Consider the following 16973-nt stretch of genomic DNA (forward strand, 5'->3'; position numbering starts at 1 on the left):
GGAATCGACACACCCGAACCCGCACCACCCAGACCCGGGAACGAACCACCCGACCCCGCACCACCCAGACCCGGGATCGACACACCCCCACCACCCAGACCCGGGAACGACCCGCCGGCACCCGGTAGGCCATCGATCGGTGACGGAATCTCGTCGAAGTCACCGGCCCCGGGAAGCCCGATCGGCGGCTTGGCCGCCTGATTGCCATCACCAGGCCGACCGTTCAGACCACCCAAACCAGGAAGACCACCCAGACCACCACCGAGACCAACCCCGCTATCCCCACCGGGCAACTCGACACCACCACCACCGGTCAGGCCACCAAGGTCGACACCACCGCCTGGCAGCCCACCGGCGCCGACACCACCCCCGGTCAGACCACCGGCGCCGGCACCACCGCCGAGGTCGAGACCAGACGGCAGTCCTCCGGTTGATCCACCGACACCGCCCTCCAGACCACCGCCACCGACAAGGTCCTCCAGACTGGGACTGCCACCACCACCAACGCCGCCACCACCAATGTCGGCCAACCCGGAACTGCCACCACCACCGAGAGCGTCGGCCAGGCTGCCACCACCACCGCCAACGTCGGCCAACCTGGAACTGCCACCATCAATGCCACCGCCACCGAGAACGTCGGCCAGGCCGGAGCTACCACCACCACCACCACCACCACCGGCAACGTCGCTCAGCTTCGGGCCACCACCACCGCCGCCACCGAGCTTGCCGAGAATGTCGTTCAGGTTGGCACCACCACCGTTACCGCCAGCACCCGCGGTCGGCGGCGGAATCGGCACGTACGTCTGCAGATCGACCATATTCGTATAGGAACGCTCAAAGCTTTCCCGCAACTCCTTGAACCGCTCAGCCATCGCAAGATGCAAAGTGGCCGCAGCCTTGGTGAAGGCCGCATGCATCCTCGCGTCAAGCTCCTGCAACGCCGTAGCCGGCTGCTTGAAGTCGTAATCCCTCGACCCAAGACCATCGCCGATATCGATCGGAATATACCAGTTCTGGAGGTTGTCCCAAATGGTCAGATCGCCATTCTTCGCGGCGCTCAGGTTCCAGCCGTCGGTCTTCCTGCTGAGGTCGTCAATAGACGACTCAATATCCTTCATCGCCCGCGCGACCATCGTGTTCGGCTGGTTTTCCGGCCGACTCGCGAAATCTGCCCACACCTGGCGGATCTGCGTCCAGAAACGCTGCGCGGCATCACCGTTGTCATGCAGCATCCGCACCCAGTCGTCGGAGGTCTGAAGATCCTGCCGCAACAGCTTCATCTCGCCGTGCAGATTCTTCAACGCATCAGAAAGCGCCTGCGACGAAGAACCCTGAAACCCCGAACCGTCGGAACCGAGACTGTCAATCTCGGCCTGGATGCGCTGCGCCGAACCGTCCAACCACATCGACAGGTTGTAGAACGACTCCGCCGCCGTGTGGAAACTCTGCGGATCCAACGGCAACGGAGTGGGCGGAGCGTCCAAAATGTCCCGCGAATGGGTCCAGAACTCATTCCAGAAATATTCGTGCGGCGAATAGCCGCCACCCGACTTCGAGAACCAGTCGACCCGCCCCTTGATAATCCAGAACGCCTCATGCTTGACGCCGCCCGTGTTCGACACCGAAGCAGCGGTCTTCCGGTAGAGGGTGAACTCGTTCGCGCCCGGCGTGCCCATCGAGTCGTTCCACGGCTTGTTGCTGGCCTTGATGTAGGTGCCGGCCAGGGTCAAGCTGAGCCAGGCGGGCCGGGTGAACCGCCGACTGTCCATGTCGCCGGCGCCGAGAACCTCGATGAGACCCTGCTCCCAGGCCGGCAGACCCAACGGGTCGGTGCCGGGCAGAGTACTGGGATTCGGCTGAGTCATCGAGGTTCTCCACTCAACGCAATGACATCCGCGTCGCCGTCATGAATGAGGTGCGCCGGATCTCGCTCAGGTAGTGGAGCCGCCCTTACCGCCCGCGCCACCCGCACCGGCGCCACCCGTGCCACCGGTGCCACCCGGGGCACCGGTGGCACCCGGCGCACCTGGGGCACCCGGCGTACCCGGCGCACCCGGCGTACCCGGCGCACCCGGAACCGAGGTCGGACCGCCGAAATACGAGTTGAACGCGGCGTACGAGCCGTTCGCTCGCTCGACGTCGTCGCTCGACGCGATGATGTGGGCAATGCCCTGGGCGTGGCTCGACAACCTCTGGTCGAAGGTGGTCAACTTCTGGTCGGCTTGGCCGCCGACCGTGGTGATCCTCGTCTTCACGTTGTTGCCGGCCGTGAACTTGTCCGAGCCAGCCCGGATCTGCAGGAGGCTGAAGCGCTCGCCGTGCGGATGGCCCGGGTCGAGCGGATTCACGCCGGCCCTGACCTGGGTAACCTGGTTACGAATCGTCATCAGCTTCTCCGCCAGAGCCCGGAGGTAAGGCTCATCGACTTTGATCTTGTCTGGCACGGCAACAGGTCCTTTCGGAGATCCAAGGCGGTATTCGTTGGAGAAGATCGATCGGGCGGCACGAGCGCATCGTCCCGTGCCGCCCGCCGGATGCGCGTCGCGCGCTCATCCTTGATCAAACAGCCAGCCGAGGGGCGGACATTGGACGACCGCTGTCCGCCCCGAAGGTGACAACTCAGCGCTGGAAAAGGCCCGCGCCCCGCTGGTCGGTGTCAATGTAGTTGTTGTTGATCTTGACCAGGTTGCTGGCGTGACCCCGAAGCGCGTTCTGCATCTCCGTCATGCCCTGGCTCCACAACTGCTGGGCCTGGTCGTAACCGTCGATCGCCAGACCGCTGTTCGCGTTCTTGAAGACCGAAGCCCGCTGCTCAAGCTGCTCCAGCGACGCCGCCAGCTTCTCGGTGATGCTCTGGAGGCTGGTTGCGCCGTCATCCATTGATGAGGTACGAACCGAATAGTTAGCCATTACGCTTTCCTCCTCGAATTCCGGGTGAGAATCAGGTCCAGCTCGCGGCCACGGTGGAGACCGGCTGAAGCTGAGCGTGCATGATGTTGTCGTCTTCGGTGCTCTGGGTCAGGTTGGCAAACTCGTTCATGCTGTCCCGAATCGACTCGAGCGCGGCCGACACCTTCTGCAGACCGGCCTTCCACTCGTCGAGGCCGGCGCTGTAGGTGTTCGACGCCTTGCCCTGCCAGCCACTGGCGAGGTCGCCCTGCGTCGCGTTCGCCTGGTTCAGCGCGGTGGCCTGGTCGGAATAAGCGGTACCGAACGCCCTGATGAGCTCGACGGTGGTCGCCTCATCGGTAATCTGCAATCCTGCTGGCATGACACACTCCTAACTGACCGGAAATCACATCAAGCTGAATATGGGATGACTCATTTCCTGGACGGACGGGCATCTGCCTGTCAATCACCCCCTCGCCGAGGACGGATCGAGCAGCGGCCCGGTCGGCAGCATCTCCAACAGCCGACGCGGCACCGGGCGGGCCACCGTGGTTGGAAAGCCGAGCTGGGCCGCCACCGCCGCCGAACCCACCGGATACTTCACCCCGGTGTCCGTCAGCAGGTAGAGACCGGAGCCGGCCGCCTGGCTGGCCCGACCGGCCAGCACGAGACCGCCGAGGCCCGGCGCCACGGCCACCGCGTTGACGGTGCGCGAGTTGAAGGTGACCCCCGCACCGGCCTCCACGTTGCGGGTGGGTGGCACCGGTAGGTCCACCGTCACCTCCACCTGCCCATCCGCGATGGACTGCCGCACGCACCAGGTGCCTTGATCCGGGGTGGCCGCCACCCGCGGCGGGGTCGTCGGGAGGTCCGCCGCGAGCGCGGGTCGGCGGGAGACCGGCAGCGTGGCCAGCGCGCCAGGGCTGAGCTCGCTCGGCTGCACCGGCCGCCCGGCGTACGCCTTCGCGGTCTCGGGATCGGCGGCAGCGACCGTGAACGCGAATGGGGTCAGCTCGGCCAGCCCGTCCTGCTGGAGCAGGTAGTGCCGCTCCGGGTTCCCCGGGGTGTGCGCGGTGAACAGCTCACCGACAAGGGTTTGTCGACCGTCGACCATCGGCCCCGGCTTACCCCGCCCCGGTACGTCAGGTGGCCCGATGTCCGGCCCCACCGGGACCGATTCCAGCCAACCAGCCCAGACCGGGAACGCGCCTCCGTCGAAGCCGAGCACCCGGGTCAGCCAGGGCTGGGTCAGCCGCAGTCGCCGCCCCTGCCACACCAGGAAGGTCTGCTCCTCCGATTTGACCAGGATCGCCTGATTCGAGGTGAGCGGCCGATCGTCGCGCGGCCCGTCACTCGACTCGATGTGCAACGTGGCTACCGAGTAGACGGTGCCGGCCTGGTCCGGTTCGACCACCGCGCAGACCGTCCACACCTGCTGATCGACGGTGCCGGCGGTCGGCAACGCGTCCGGCGCGCCGACGATCCCGAGCGGCTGACCGTGCGCCACCTCCCGCATCGACTTGCGGGACACCGTGACAACCTTCGGCTCCTTGCCGAACAGCATTCGAGCCGAGGTGTAGTTGAGCACCGGCCGGAGCAGCCCGTCGACGTAGACGTACCGGGTGCCGGTCTCCTTCTCCACCACCAGAACGCCGGGCTGTCGCCACGAGCTGGCCCCACCCGGAAACAGCGCGCCGACGACAGTGAAGCCCACCACGACGAGCGCGGCGACCAGCACCCCGACGATCGTGCCCAGCACCATCCGGCGGTTCGGGTTCTCCAGGCCGTCCGGCTCGGCACCGACCAGGGCACCAGTCAACCTGCCCAGCACGTACGTCTGGGCCTCCACCTGGTCACGACGCGACTGCACGGCTCAGCCCGCCAGCGCCCGGACGGCCTCGTACACGCCGAGGGCGGCGAGCAGCACCGGGACCAGGGCTACCGTGGAGACAAGTTGCAGTATGTCGCCGATCCGTCCCCAGTACGGCATGAGCCGACGCTCCGGCAGCCAGCGGCCCAGGGCGAAGAGCACCAGGCCGCCCAGCAGCGGCACCGCGACGGACAGAGCCAGCCGAACGGGTGTAGCGGCCGACGCCACGCTGATCAGAGCCAACACCACCAGCCCGGTGACCGCCGGCAGGGCGTGCGCGAGGCGGTGCCATCCGCTGGTCATCGGCCGCAGGGCCAGCAGCCGGATCAGGCAGACCAGGGCGAGCACGGTCCACGGCGCCCAGCCGCCGCTGCGGGCGAGCACCACCAGACAGACCCCGACGACCAGCGCCATCCCGGCGTACAGGCCACTCATGTAGCGGTCAGCCACCGCGGTCCGCGCCAGCAACTGCTCGCTCGGCTCCGGGTCGATGTCCTCCTGCAGGTGTTCCGGCTCCGTCGGCAACGGCGGCAGGTAGATGCGGGCGAGTCGGAAGGCGAGCAGCGGCACCCGGATCGTCGCCACGGTGGCGACCACCGCGATCACCGCCGCGGCCTGCCCCGCGTTGAGCGAGACGAACGCCGCCAGGGCCGACCCGAGAGCGCTGAGGAGCCCGGCCGAGATGATCGCGGCAAAGAACGGTCCCGCCCAGCCGACCAGCATCGCGGTCAGCGCAGCCGTGGTCACCACGGCCACCGAGGCGCTGAACAACTGCGGCGAACCGACGACCAGGGCCGAGCTGTCCCGGGTCAGATCGGGAACGATCATGCCGGCCAGCCCCGCGTACCCGATCGCGCCCACCGCCGCCACGATGCCGAACGCCCGGTCCGCCCCGGCCCGGGTGAGCCCGAAGGCGCCGCCCATGCAGAGCAACAGGACGACACCGGCGCAGATCGCCCGGCCCAGGGGCGGGCCGGACAGGGCCAGCACGATGGCGCCGAGCGCCAACACGATCGCGAACAACCCCAGGGCGCTCCAGCGGATCATCTCCGGCCGCCACAGGGCGGAACGGCCGCGTACTCCGGTGGCGAGGCCGTCGGCGAGGTCATCGAAGTCCACCGGCGGAATCTGGTCCGAGCGAGGACGCAGGTAGACGGTCTCGCCGTCCTGAAGCCCGAGCAGGGCAGCCGTGCTCTCCTCGTCCAGCGGTGGACCGCCCAGCCGTTGCAGCACCCAGCCGCCATGATCGAGCCCCGCGTCGGCGAGGTTGCCACCGAGGTGGTGCAGCAGGGCGGGAAGCAGGTCGGCGACCAGCACGTTCGTTGGTACGGCGACATCGATCTGCCGACCCGGTCCAGATACGACGAGTCGGCACATCTCCACAGGCGCGGCGACGCTCACGCCCCCCTGACGGCCCGCACCCGCCGCCGGTTCAAATTTTCCTTCATCAGCTTTCGGAACACTTTGACCCGATCGGGTCTCCGGTACGTCGTAGCAGGGGTGGGCTGGTCAGATCTGACGGCCCGACGTGAGCAGAGGATGCGGGCGTCACACCCGCTACGTGGAAGGCTGCCCCTTGAGTACGGTGCTGTTCCGACGCCCCGCACGACGCAGCGGCCCGGAGATGCCCTCCGGTGAGATCAGTCTCCAGGAGCCCCCGGTCCTACCCGAACCGCAGGGCGGTGGGATGCGGCAGGCGATGATGGTGCTGCCCATGGCCTTGATGTCCGGGGTCATGGTGCTGATGTTCATCAACCGCAGCGGCGGGGCGTTCACCTGGATCATCCTGGGCCTGATGGCCGTGGCGATGCTTGGCATGGTGCTGGCGCAGTTCGCCGTCGGAGGCGTCGAACGCAAGGCGAAGCTGGGCGGTGACCGTCGCGACTACCTGCGGTACCTCGCCCAGAACCGCAAGCGGGTTCGTCAGCACGTGCTGCGCCAACGGGAGGCCACCGGCTGGCAGCACCCGGACCCGCGCTCGCTGTGGTCGCTGGCGATGACGTCGCGGCGGTGGGAGCGGCGGCCCACCCACCCCGACTTCCTCGAAGTCCGGGTCGGCACCGGCGACCAGCGGCTCGCGGTACGGATCACCCCTATGCAGACCAAGCCGATCGAGGACCTGGAGCCGTTGGCGGCGAAGTCGCTACGCCGGTTCATCCGCGCCTACACGACCATCCAGGAGCAGCCGATCGCGCTCTTCCTGCGCGGGTTCGCCCAGATCCGGCTGGCCGGAGAGAAGACGCAGACCCGTCCGGTGGTCCGGGCGCTGATCGCGCAGCTGGTGACCTTCCACGCCCCGGAGGAGGTCCGCCTGGTGCTCTGCGTCGCCGACGACGGGTTGGCCGCCTGGGAGTGGACAAAGTGGTTGCCGCACCTGCAGCATCCCACCAATCAGGACGCCGCGGGTGCCGCACGGCTCGTCGCGGCCACCGTCGAGCAGGTGGAACAGTTGCTCGGCGAGAGCTTCACCACCCGCCCCCGGTACGAGACGGGTGCCACGCCAAGCCGCGACGAGCCGTTCGTGGTCGTACTGCGCGACGGCGGGCGGCTGGGCAACGGCAGCCGGATGGCGACCGCCGGTTACCGCAACACCGTCCTCATCGACCTGGACGACCCGACCCCGGCTGCCGGCAAGGGCGCGCTCTGCCTGGAGGTCGACGGCGACAACCTGCTCATGGTGCGTCAGGACCGGGTCGGCAACGAGGTGCGCAACCGCTTCGCGGCGCCAGACCGAATCGGATCGGCCCACACCACGGTGCTGGCGCGGCTGCTGTCGCCGTACCGATTGGGTGTGGTCACCGAGACCGCCGCCGACAACCTCAAGTCGGACTTCGACCTCAGCGCGATGCTGAGCATTCCCGATCTGCGCCATATCGACCTGGACCGGCTCTGGGCGCCCCGGCCGGTCGCCCAGCGGCTGCGGGTGCCGATCGGCATCAACGCCGAAGGCACCCCCGTCGAGCTGGACCTCAAGGAGTCCGCCCTCGGTGGCATGGGGCCACACGGGATGCTCATCGGCGCCACCGGGTCCGGCAAGAGCGAGTTGCTGCGTACGTTGGTGCTCGCCCTGGCCACCACCCACTCCTCGGAGACGCTGAACTTCGTCCTGGTCGACTTCAAGGGCGGCGCCACCTTCCTCGGTCTCGACCGGCTACCGCACACCTCCGCGGTGATCACCAATCTCGCCGACGAGGCCGCGTTGGTCGGCCGAATGCAGGACGCGCTCCACGGCGAGCTGGTCCGACGCCAGGAACTGCTCCGCCAGGCGGGTGGGTTCAGTTCGGTGCTGGAGTACGAGCGTGCCCGGCTGCAGGGCGCGGTCCTGGACCCGTTGCCCACCCTCTGCGTCGTCGTCGACGAGTTCAGCGAACTGCTCGCCGCCCACCGCGACTTCATGGACCTGTTCGTGATGATCGGCCGACTCGGCCGGTCGCTCGCGGTGCACCTGCTGCTGGCCAGCCAACGCGTTGACGACGGCCGGATCGGTCAGCTCGAGTCGCACCTGTCCTACCGGATCGGACTACGCACCTTCTCCGCCATGGAGTCCCGGTCGGTGATCGGGGTGCCGGACGCGTACGAGTTGCCGCCCGCCCCGGGCAACGGCTACCTGCGTACCGACGTGTCGACGCTGATCCGGTTCAAAGCCGGCTACGTGTCGGGCCCGTACCGCAGCACCACCAACCGGGTACGCCAGGAGGTCGTGCAACAGCAGGTGGTGCCGTACTCGCTCGAACACGTGCCGCACCGGCAGCCGGAGCCGACGGAGCCGGCGGACACCCCGGAGGTGGAGGAGGGCGAGACCGGGCCCTCCGCAGCGCCGAGCGTGCTCCACACGGTGGTGGAGCAGCTCATCGACCACGGACCGCCGGCACACCAGGTGTGGTTGCCTCCGTTGGCTGCCACGCCAACACTGGACCAGCTCCTGCCGAGCCTGGTCCCCGATCCCGACCACGGACTCACCGCGGCCGGATGGCCCGGCAACGGGCGGCTCGCCACACCGGTGGGCTTCGTCGACAAGCCGTTCGAGCAGGTCCGCGACCTGCTGATCGCCGACCTCTCCAGCGTCGGCGGTCACGTCGGCATCGCCGGTGGACCGCGCAGCGGCAAGAGCACCCTGCTCCGTACGCTGATCAGCAGCCTCGCGCTCACCCACAGCCCCTACGAGGTGCAGTTCTACTGCCTCGACTTCGGCGGTGGCGGGCTCGCCGCGATGGCCGACATGCCGCACATCGGCAGTGTCGCCAGCCGGCTCGACACCGACCGGGTCGGCCGCACCATCGCCGAGGTGACCAGCCTGATCAGTCAACGAGAGCGGCGCTTCGGCGACCTCGGCGTGGACGGCATGCCGACGTACCGCCAGATGCGCGCCGACGGACGGATCACCGACGACCCGCTCGGCGACGTGTTCCTCGTGGTGGACGGCTGGTTCACCCTGCGTCAGGAGTTCGAGGCCCTGGAGAGCGCGGTCCGGCAGATCGCCGCGCAGGGCCTCAACCTGGGCATCCACCTGATGCTCACCGCATCCCGGTGGTCGGAGGTCCACCACGCGATGCGCGACCAGATCGGCACCCGGCTCGAACTTCGCCTCGGCGACCCGGTCGACTCCACCATCGACCTGCGGATGGCCGCCACCGTGCCGCAGATTCCCGGCCGTGGCCTCACCGCCGACAAGCTGCACTTCCTGGCAGCGCTGCCGCGGATCGACGGCGTCGCCGACCCGGACAGTCTCACCGACGGGGTACGCGCGCTGGCGGCGATGGTCGGCGACTTCTGGACCGGCCCAGCGGCACCACCGGTGCGTACGCTGCCCGCGCTACTGCCGGCCGAGTCGCTGCCCGAGCCGCACGGCGACGTACGGATCGCCCTGGGTTTGGACGAGGCCGGGATGCAGCCGGTCTGGCACGACTTCGCCGACCTGCCGCACCTGACCGTGCTCGGCGACAGCGAGAGCGGAAAGACGAATCTGCTGCGCCACCTCGCCCAGTCGGTGACGAGCCGGTACACCCCGGAGGAGGCGAGGATCCTGATCGTCGACTACCGCCGGCAACTGTTCGACTCCGTTCCGGAGGCCTACCGCCTGGGGTACTCCGTCTCCGTCGACTCCACCAAGCAGACCATCGCGGACGCGGTCGCCGGTCTCGGGCCCCGGATGCCCGGCTCCGACGTGACCCCGGAACAGCTCCGACGTCGGGACTGGTGGACCGGCCCCCGGCTGTTCATCCTGATCGACGACTACGACCTGCTCGCCGGCCACGACAACCCGCTGCTGCCGCTGGTGCCCTACCTGTCGCAGGGTGCGGACATCGGCTTCCACCTGGTCCTGACCCGCGGCGCGGCCAACGTCATGCGGATGTCGATGGACCCGCTGATCCGCCGGCTCCAGGAGACCAACAGCCCTGACGTGGCGCTCTCCTGCCCGCCCAGCGAAGGTCCGTTGCTCGGCAACACCAAGGCGCGCCACCTACCACCCGGTCGGGCTTTGCTCTGCACCCGCCGAGGCGCCAGGCTCATCCAGACCGCCTGGCGGGAGCCGGCGGCGGCAGCGGCGGAACAGCCCGCATGATGCGGCATTGGGGCCGGACGTACGTCCGGCCCCAATGCCGCCCGACCAGCGGGCCTGAACTGTCGGTAGAGCGCCGCGGCGCTCAGGGGCGCCAGCGGCGGCGCCGACCCCATCTGACCGTCACCATCAGCAGGTACGCGGCAACGGCCACGCCGACCGTGCCGGTGGCCGCCCAAGCGGCGATCCCCTTCGCCGGGTCGGTCGGTGCCGGGGCCCGCATCGGGACGAACGCGGCCTGCTCCATCGGCTGGGGCGTCTCGTCGAGGTCGAGCACGGTCATCGCGCTGTACAGGTCGAGAGTGCCGTACCCGACCTCGGGTGTGGGCCACTTCCCGAGTGGGTGTTCGGCGGTCAACTCCAGCCGACGTCGCACCTCGGCCTCGGAAAGCTGCGGGTAGTAGGCGCGCACCAGCGCGGCGGCACCGGCCGCGTACGCCGCCGCCACCCCCGGGCCGCCGACCGTGTAGTGGCCGGCCCCCCTGGGCGCGACGGTGACCGCACCGGCGGCCGGGGCGAGCAGGTCCACTCCGGAAGCTTCCACGGACTTCTCAGTCGGTACGCCCTTCATGTCGATCCCGCCGACCGCGAGGACGTTCGGGTCGGAGGCCGGGTACCACGGCGGAGGATTCTGCCCGACCACCGAGGGCTTCGCATCGGAGACGGAGGCGACCAGCACGATGTCCCGGGCGAGGGCCGCACGTACCGCCGACCGCAGATCCGCGTCCGGCGTGGGGGTGCCGACGCCGAGCAGGACGACGTCCGCTCCGGCCGCAGTCGCCGACCGGATCCCGTCGGCGATCGCTCCCGGCGCAATCTCGCCCTTGCGGTCCACGATCCGGATGGGCAGGACGGACACACCGGGGGCGACCCCGACGAACACGCTTCCGGTGACCGGTCGCGCCGCCACGATGCCGGCCAGCGCGGTCCCCCGACCGAGGCAGTCCTGATCGGCCCGGCCGCCGCCGACCACGTCGGTGCCGCGCTGGACCGCCCCGGTCAGCCCGGTGGCCGCAGCGCTGACCCCGGTGTCGACCACCGCGACCACGACGCCGTTTCCCCTGCTCAACGGCCAGACGTCGGCCGGGGCCATCCGGCCGACCGCCCACGGTGTGGTCTTGGCCGCGACCGGTGACTCGCCCACACAGGCGCCGTTGCTGACCTGCGGCAGATCGGGTGGCTGCGGCTCCGGCGCGTACCGGGCCATCCCGGCCTCGTGCGCCGCACCGAACGCGCCTGCGCTGGCCCAGGCCGGCTGCGCCGGCAGCGCGCCGCCACCACCGATCAGCAATAGTGCCGCGACGGTCACCCGCACCTTCGCCCTCACCGGTGCCCACCTCCGCTTTCCTGACACACCCCGACTCGCCGCATCCCCGACCCACACAGCGACACTCGTCCCGACGACGCTGGCGACCGTCCTCCGGTTCAAATTCGGCGCCGGAAAGTGGCGCTCCGCCCGGTGCGGGCGCCGTCGTCAACCGCTACTCGGTCACCAACATCGACCAGCGGCCCCGCAGCACCTCGCCGACCAGCACCGGCACCACCCGGTGCCGGGTACGGGCAGCCAGTCCCCGTGCGGCGGCCAACTCGGCACCCCGCAGCCCCCCGCTGAACAGCACTCCTGGTTCGCCCAGGAGCGCGATGTCGTGGTCGTCGACCGGGTACGCCTCCAGCCGCCGATAGCCGGACGGCAGGTCGGCGCCGAGCGCGTCCCCGACGACGGTCACCACCACTCCGGCCTTGCTGAGCTGCTCCGCGAAGGCCAGGGCCTCCCGGCGGGCGGCCGTTGGCGTACCGGTGACGGTGAAGATGCCAGGTGCGGCGCCGAGGTCGACGAAGAACCGCCACTCGTCCTGCCGGCCAAGCACCACCGGCATCGTCGCCGCCGGGAGCGGCTCGTCCCCGAGCCAGGCGTACGGGGTTCCGGAGGTTTCGGAGTTCATCCCGAGGAGTCGTACGTTGAGCCGGTCCGGCAGATCTCCGGCCAGCGGTCGGAGGTCCACCACCACCCGGCCTGACGTGTCCAACGTCGGTCGTCCGGGTGTCACCGGACCGCTCTCCGCCGGGCTACTGGGTGCCGGCTCGGCCGCACCCGACGCCGGAGCATCCGGTGCCGAAGCGTCTGACGCCGGAGCGTCTGACGCCGAAGCGGCCGGCGCCGAAGCGGCCGGTGCCGAAGCGGCCGGTGCCGGATGGGCCGGCCGGGCCGCAGGCTCGACGGCCGTCCCGGCCGGTACCACCGGCTCGCGCTCTACTGGAGTCGCCCGCCCGGCCCCATCCACCGGCGCGGCGGTGTTCCGCGACCGGCGACCGCCGCGGAGCAGCCGCAGCACCAGCGCGATCACCAGCGCCATCACCAGCAGGCCGGCAGCGCCGATCAGGTAGGGAGTGGCCCCGCCGCCCGTCGATCCGGCTCCGCTGTCGTCGGCGGAGCGGTCCGGTTCAGCCGGGGACTGTGACGGCAGCGGGCCGATGCTGACGCCCGGCCCGCTCGCGTCGGGTGGCAGTTGGAGAATCCAGCCCGGCTGCAACGCTGACAACGGATCAGCGAGTTGCCCGCCGTCGGGCTGGCGACGGTCCCGGTTGAGGTCGAACAACTCCCGGAACCGGTTGCCGTCGCCGAGTGTCTGCGCCGCGATCTGGTACAGGTACTCGCGCACACCGTTCTGGGGCTGCCCGACCACGTAATACCGTGGCACTCCGGGGCTGACCGCCGGGCCGGTCACGCTCGGAGTGGGCGTCGGTGCCGGCGCGGCAACTGCCGCCGAGGGTACGAGCATCGGCCCGGCCAGCGGGACGATGCCGAGTAACAACAGAACGAACCCGGACAGCACCCGACGCCTGACGGTGCCGGGCCGCGACCCCCTCCGGCCCCACTCGCCCCGAGAAGGCCGGGTCATGACCCCGCTGCCCATTTCCGCACCATCCTTCGCTGATCCACACCGCCAGTGGTCCGCCCAGACCGTACGCGAGCCGATCCGAGCACCGCCCTTCGGTTCGTCCCCGTACGGTTCCGCCGGCGATACGGATGGGTCAGCCGGGAACCGCCCGCTCGCAACGTGCGGATGGTCAGTCGGGCTGCGGTAGCCTCGTCCCGGCCTCGTCAGCCGCGTGGAGGTGGGTGTGGACGTCTCGTACAGCCTGGTCGGCATCCTCGACGAGGATGGCGCCACCGTCCACTACCGGCGGGTCGAGCTGCCCCTCGACCCCGACACCACGGTCGCGGTCGTGCGGGCCATGTTCCGTCGAATGTTCACCGTCGACCCGACCACCCTTGACCGGTACCGCCTGCCCGACAATCCGTCACCTGACCCCCATCACCCGCACCACAGGATCCCGCCGCGGGTCCAGGCCGACCTGCGCGCCGTCGTCCCCGCCGAGCAGGACAAGTGGCTCTACCTGGTGAACCCCTACACCAACCAGTTCCACGTCTTCGAAGCCGACACCGACCGCGCCTGGCAACACCACGGCACCCACGACCTCTGAGCCGACCGCGGCTCCCACTGCTCAACACAGCTCGGCCGCCAGGCTGAGCCGCAGGTAGGCGTCGACCCATGCGCGGGCCACCTCTTCCCCCCGATCGGGGCCCAACCTCCCGGCGAACCGCTCCACCGCGTCGCCGATCCGGGGCAGGCCAACGGTCGAGAGCGTGTGGGCTGAGCCGCGCAGCCGATCGGTGAAGGTCGTGGGCAGGTGCGCGAACCCCCGATGAGCCACCTCGGCGAGCAGCGCGAGTTGCTCCCGTACGGTGTCCGCCAGCGCGTCGGACCCGCTCGACTCGATCTCCTCGACGGCCGCGCCGCTGTGCGCTGGTGCGAGGTCGGGCACGACCAGCCGACCGTCGACGGCGAACGCGAACGGGTCGACCAGAAGCTCACCACCAGTGCGGCGTACCGCGCCACTGACGTACCGCACCGGGCCGTGCGCACCACGCAGTGTCGCCGCGATCGTGTCCAACCGGCCGGGCGTCACCGCCGCGTGGGTAGCGGTGATCGTGGCGGTGTTACCCGCCTGGTCCGCCACCACCGCGTCGAGCCGCTGCTGTCCGGGCGAGTAGCGCAGCGACCGGATCTCGGCGATCTGGACGGCGCGCACCAGCTCCGCCTCCACCCGGGGACGCACCACCGCCGGGGGCAGTGCGGTGAGTTCCGCGGAGAGGACGGCGAGATTGGTCACCGTCACGGCCCGGGGGAGGCTGCCCCACAGGCCCGGCGAGGGGCCGACCGTGGTCTGCGCGACCCGGCTGGTCGCCAACCGGATGGTCCGGTTGGCGCTGCGGATCGCTGACTCGGTCACCACGACCCCGTTGCCGAGGGCGCCGAGGGTGGCACCGCCGACGCGCCGATTGGCCAGTGTCGGTCCGTCGACAGCTCCGGTCCAGGCCCGGCGCAGCACCAGGACGGTCGCGCTGTCGGCGTGCGCGAAGAAGACCTCGGCCACCCGTTCGTCGCCGATCGCGCGGACACGGCAGCCGAGGCTGTCCAGTCGGACCCGACGCAGGGGCGTTTCGGCCGGCTCCTCGGTGCCGAGCACCCGACTGCGTGGGCTGGCCCCAGCATTGGCCACGGCCCGGTGCCGGGCGTGCAGTTCGGCGAGCAGCCCGGCCACCGCGTCCGGACGGTAGCGGGTGCTGCGGTCGTGATACGCCGCCAACTGCCCGGCGAGATCGTCGACCGCCAGCAGCGGCCACCGCAGGCCGGCCGCGTCGAGTTGGCGGCGTACGTCGGCGATGACGGCCGAGATGCCCGGGCCCAGGTGCACCGCGCCGTCGCGCAGCACAGCGTCGGCGAGTTCCAGCGCGGGTTCCAGGCCGGTGCGGCGCATCCCGGCGACGGTTACGCCGCCGACCTCGACCTGCGCCTCGGGCACACCGGGAACGGTTGCGTCGGCGACCCGGAACGCCCAGACGGCAAGAGCGATCACGTCGTCGCGCGCGCCGGCCACCACATCGGTGTGCACGAACCCGAGGTCGTGCGGTACGAGGAAGCGCACCGTCGCGGTGCTCAACTCCACCTGTGGCACCGGATCGGTGGCGCTGGCACGCCGTACCCGGGCCACGTATCCGGCGTGTTCGGCCCGCCGGGCAGCAGCGAGCAGCCGCGTGCCGATCCGGGTGGCGAGCATCTCGTCGGTGAACGAACCCGGCGACCAGTCGGCCACCGCCGCGGCAGGCTCGCCGGCGTCCTCAGCAGGCGCGGCGACGGTTGGATCGGCGTCGTCACCGGCGCGGGCGTCGCTGCCCTGCCGCTGGTAGGCGAGCACGAGCGCGACCAGGTGACGACAGGTTCCGTTGGCGCCGCAGCTGCAGCTGCCCGCGTCGAGCCCGCCGGTGGGCAGGCTGGTGACGATGGCGTCGGCGAAACGACCGCGCACGGTGCCGTCCGGGTCCAGCTCCACCGCCGGTGGCACCTGGTCGACTTCCTTCGCCGCCCGCTTGACGAGCCCTCGGTTGGTGAGCGCGGCAAGCGCCTCCGGGGTCAGGGCCAGCAGGTCGGCGCGCGAGCGGGCAACCGCCTCCGGGCTCATCCGCCGACCGTCTCGGCGACGAAGTTGGCCAGCTCCCCCGGGGTCATCGCACCCACCGACGCACCGACGTCAGCCAGCCGCTGGGCGGTCTCCCGGTCGTATGACGGGTTCGCCTGCTCGTCGAGCGCGGCCAGGCCGAGGACCCTGGTGCCCTGGGAGACCAGGTCGCGGACGACGCGCACCAACCCTGCGTCGTCACCGCCCTCGTAGAAATCCGTGATCAGTACGACGATGCAGCGGCGGGGTTGTTCGATCAGCTGGGCGGCGTAGTGCACCGCCCGGGCGATGTCGGTGCCCCCGCCGAGCTGCACCTTCATCAGCAGCTCGACCGGGTCGTCGATGTCGCTGGTCAGGTCGACGACATCGGTGTCGAAGGCCACCAGATGCGTCCGCACACCGGGCAGACCCCAGAGGCAGGCCGCGGTGACCGCGGAATGGATCACCGAGGCGGTCATCGAACCGGACTGGTCGACCAGGAGAACGACCTGCCACTGGTCCAGGTGCCGGCGGGCCCGCGAGATGAAGTACGGCGACTCGATGAACAGTCGCCGCTCCTCGGGCCGGTAGTGGCCGAGGTTCTTCCGGATCGTCCTGGTCACGTCGAAATTGCGGGCCTGCTTGAAGCGGCTCGAGCGGCGTAGGCGCGTACCGGAGAAGGCCTGTCGCACCTCGGTGGCGAGCTTCTCCACGAGCTGCCGTACCACCGTCTCGACCAACTGCCGGGCCAGTGCCAGCACCTCGGGATTCATCAGGTGCTTAGTACGCAGCACGGCCCGCAGTAGCGCCGGGTTCGGCTCGACCCGACGCAGCACGTCCGGGTCGGTGACCACATCGAAAATCTCGTACCGTTCGACAGCGTCGCGCTGCAGCCGCTCGATGGTCTCCTTTGGAAAGAGCCGGTTGATCTCGTCAAGCCAGTCGACCGTGGCCACCTCGGACGGGCCGGCCTCGCCGGTGCGAATCTCCCGCCGATCGAGATCCTCGTCCCGGCCGTAGAGCCAGTCGAGGGCGGCATCCCGGGCTCTGGCTTCGGCGCTCATCCGCTGACCGCCGAGGCACGACGACCCCGGAGCGCCGAGGACCAGCCGCCACCGTTCCAGAGTCGGGTCCAGCGCACCGGGCGGACCA

The 16973-nt window shown here is 70.0% G+C and carries 11 protein-coding genes and 1 pseudogene; 2 read left to right on the top strand and 10 right to left on the bottom strand.

What is annotated here, in order from left to right:
• The 6 genes and pseudogenes from C7C45_RS29210 to eccD form a co-directional block, all read right to left on the bottom strand.
• Window positions 1-1865 (bottom strand): annotated as a pseudogene (locus C7C45_RS29210) (hypothetical protein); the annotation flags it as partial.
• Between the two features lie 66 nt (window positions 1866-1931).
• Window positions 1932-2387, bottom strand: a complete 456-nt coding sequence (locus C7C45_RS34265; protein ID WP_167454868.1) for a hypothetical protein — start codon at window positions 2385-2387, stop codon at window positions 1932-1934.
• 232 nt (window positions 2388-2619) lie between these two features.
• Window positions 2620-2910 (bottom strand): WXG100 family type VII secretion target, encoded by a 291-nt coding sequence (locus C7C45_RS29220; RefSeq protein ID WP_110567460.1) that lies wholly within the window; start codon window positions 2908-2910, stop codon window positions 2620-2622.
• A 31-nt stretch (window positions 2911-2941) separates the two neighbouring features.
• Window positions 2942-3271, bottom strand: coding sequence for a WXG100 family type VII secretion target (locus C7C45_RS29225; RefSeq protein ID WP_110567462.1), 330 nt, complete (start codon window positions 3269-3271; stop codon window positions 2942-2944).
• Between the two features lie 84 nt (window positions 3272-3355).
• The gene (gene eccB, locus C7C45_RS29230) at window positions 3356-4759 is read right to left on the bottom strand and encodes a type VII secretion protein EccB (RefSeq protein ID WP_110567464.1); all 1404 of its coding nucleotides are present in this window, start codon (window positions 4757-4759) and stop codon (window positions 3356-3358) included.
• 3 nt (window positions 4760-4762) lie between these two features.
• The gene (gene eccD / locus C7C45_RS29235; RefSeq protein WP_146247437.1) at window positions 4763-6160 is read right to left on the bottom strand and encodes a type VII secretion integral membrane protein EccD; all 1398 of its coding nucleotides are present in this window, start codon (window positions 6158-6160) and stop codon (window positions 4763-4765) included.
• Between the two features lie 175 nt (window positions 6161-6335).
• Here eccD and eccCa point away from each other — a divergent pair, with 175 nt between their 5' ends.
• On the top strand, window positions 6336-10322 hold the full coding sequence (eccCa, locus tag C7C45_RS29240; protein WP_110567468.1) for a type VII secretion protein EccCa: 3987 nt from the start codon (window positions 6336-6338) through the stop codon (window positions 10320-10322).
• A gap of 82 nt (window positions 10323-10404) precedes the next feature.
• On the opposite strand, the gene C7C45_RS29245 is transcribed toward eccCa, so the two are convergent.
• Complete coding sequence (locus C7C45_RS29245) at window positions 10405-11646, bottom strand: S8 family serine peptidase (protein ID WP_146247438.1); 1242 nt, start codon at window positions 11644-11646, stop codon at window positions 10405-10407.
• A gap of 154 nt (window positions 11647-11800) precedes the next feature.
• Window positions 11801-13153: a LysM peptidoglycan-binding domain-containing protein gene (locus C7C45_RS29250; protein WP_146247439.1), complete on the bottom strand. Its 1353-nt coding sequence runs from the start codon at window positions 13151-13153 to the stop codon at window positions 11801-11803.
• Window positions 13154-13442: 289 nt separating this feature from the next.
• Here C7C45_RS29250 and C7C45_RS29255 point away from each other — a divergent pair, with 289 nt between their 5' ends.
• Complete coding sequence (locus C7C45_RS29255; protein ID WP_146247440.1) at window positions 13443-13805, top strand: hypothetical protein; 363 nt, start codon at window positions 13443-13445, stop codon at window positions 13803-13805.
• Between the two features lie 21 nt (window positions 13806-13826).
• Here C7C45_RS29255 and C7C45_RS29260 read toward each other — a convergent pair whose 3' ends face one another.
• Together C7C45_RS29260 and C7C45_RS29265 are read right to left on the bottom strand one after the other, a co-directional pair.
• Entirely contained in the window at window positions 13827-15845 is a 2019-nt protein-coding gene (locus tag C7C45_RS29260) for a hypothetical protein (protein ID WP_110567476.1), read from the bottom strand.
• Window positions 15842-16957 (bottom strand): VWA domain-containing protein, encoded by a 1116-nt coding sequence (locus C7C45_RS29265; RefSeq protein WP_244200636.1) that lies wholly within the window; start codon window positions 16955-16957, stop codon window positions 15842-15844. Before C7C45_RS29265 ends, C7C45_RS29260 begins: the two co-directional genes overlap by 4 nt.
• Window positions 16958-16973: the final 16 nt, after the last annotated feature.

The sequence above is a fragment of the Micromonospora arborensis genome (assembly GCF_003205615.1).
Lineage (GTDB): Bacteria > Actinomycetota > Actinomycetes > Mycobacteriales > Micromonosporaceae > Micromonospora > Micromonospora arborensis.

Bases quoted from the DNA above. Each gene is read 5' to 3' on its own strand.
- C7C45_RS29260 (WP_110567476.1), bottom strand. From the start codon at position 15,845: ATGAGCCCGGAGGCGGTTGCCCGCTCGCGCGCCGACCTGCTGGCCCTG.
- C7C45_RS29225 (WP_110567462.1), bottom strand. From the start codon at position 3,271: ATGCCAGCAGGATTGCAGATTACCGATGAGGCGACCACCGTCGAGCTC.
- C7C45_RS34265 (WP_167454868.1), bottom strand. From the start codon at position 2,387: ATGACGATTCGTAACCAGGTTACCCAGGTCAGGGCCGGCGTGAATCCG.
- C7C45_RS29220 (WP_110567460.1), bottom strand. From the start codon at position 2,910: ATGGCTAACTATTCGGTTCGTACCTCATCAATGGATGACGGCGCAACC.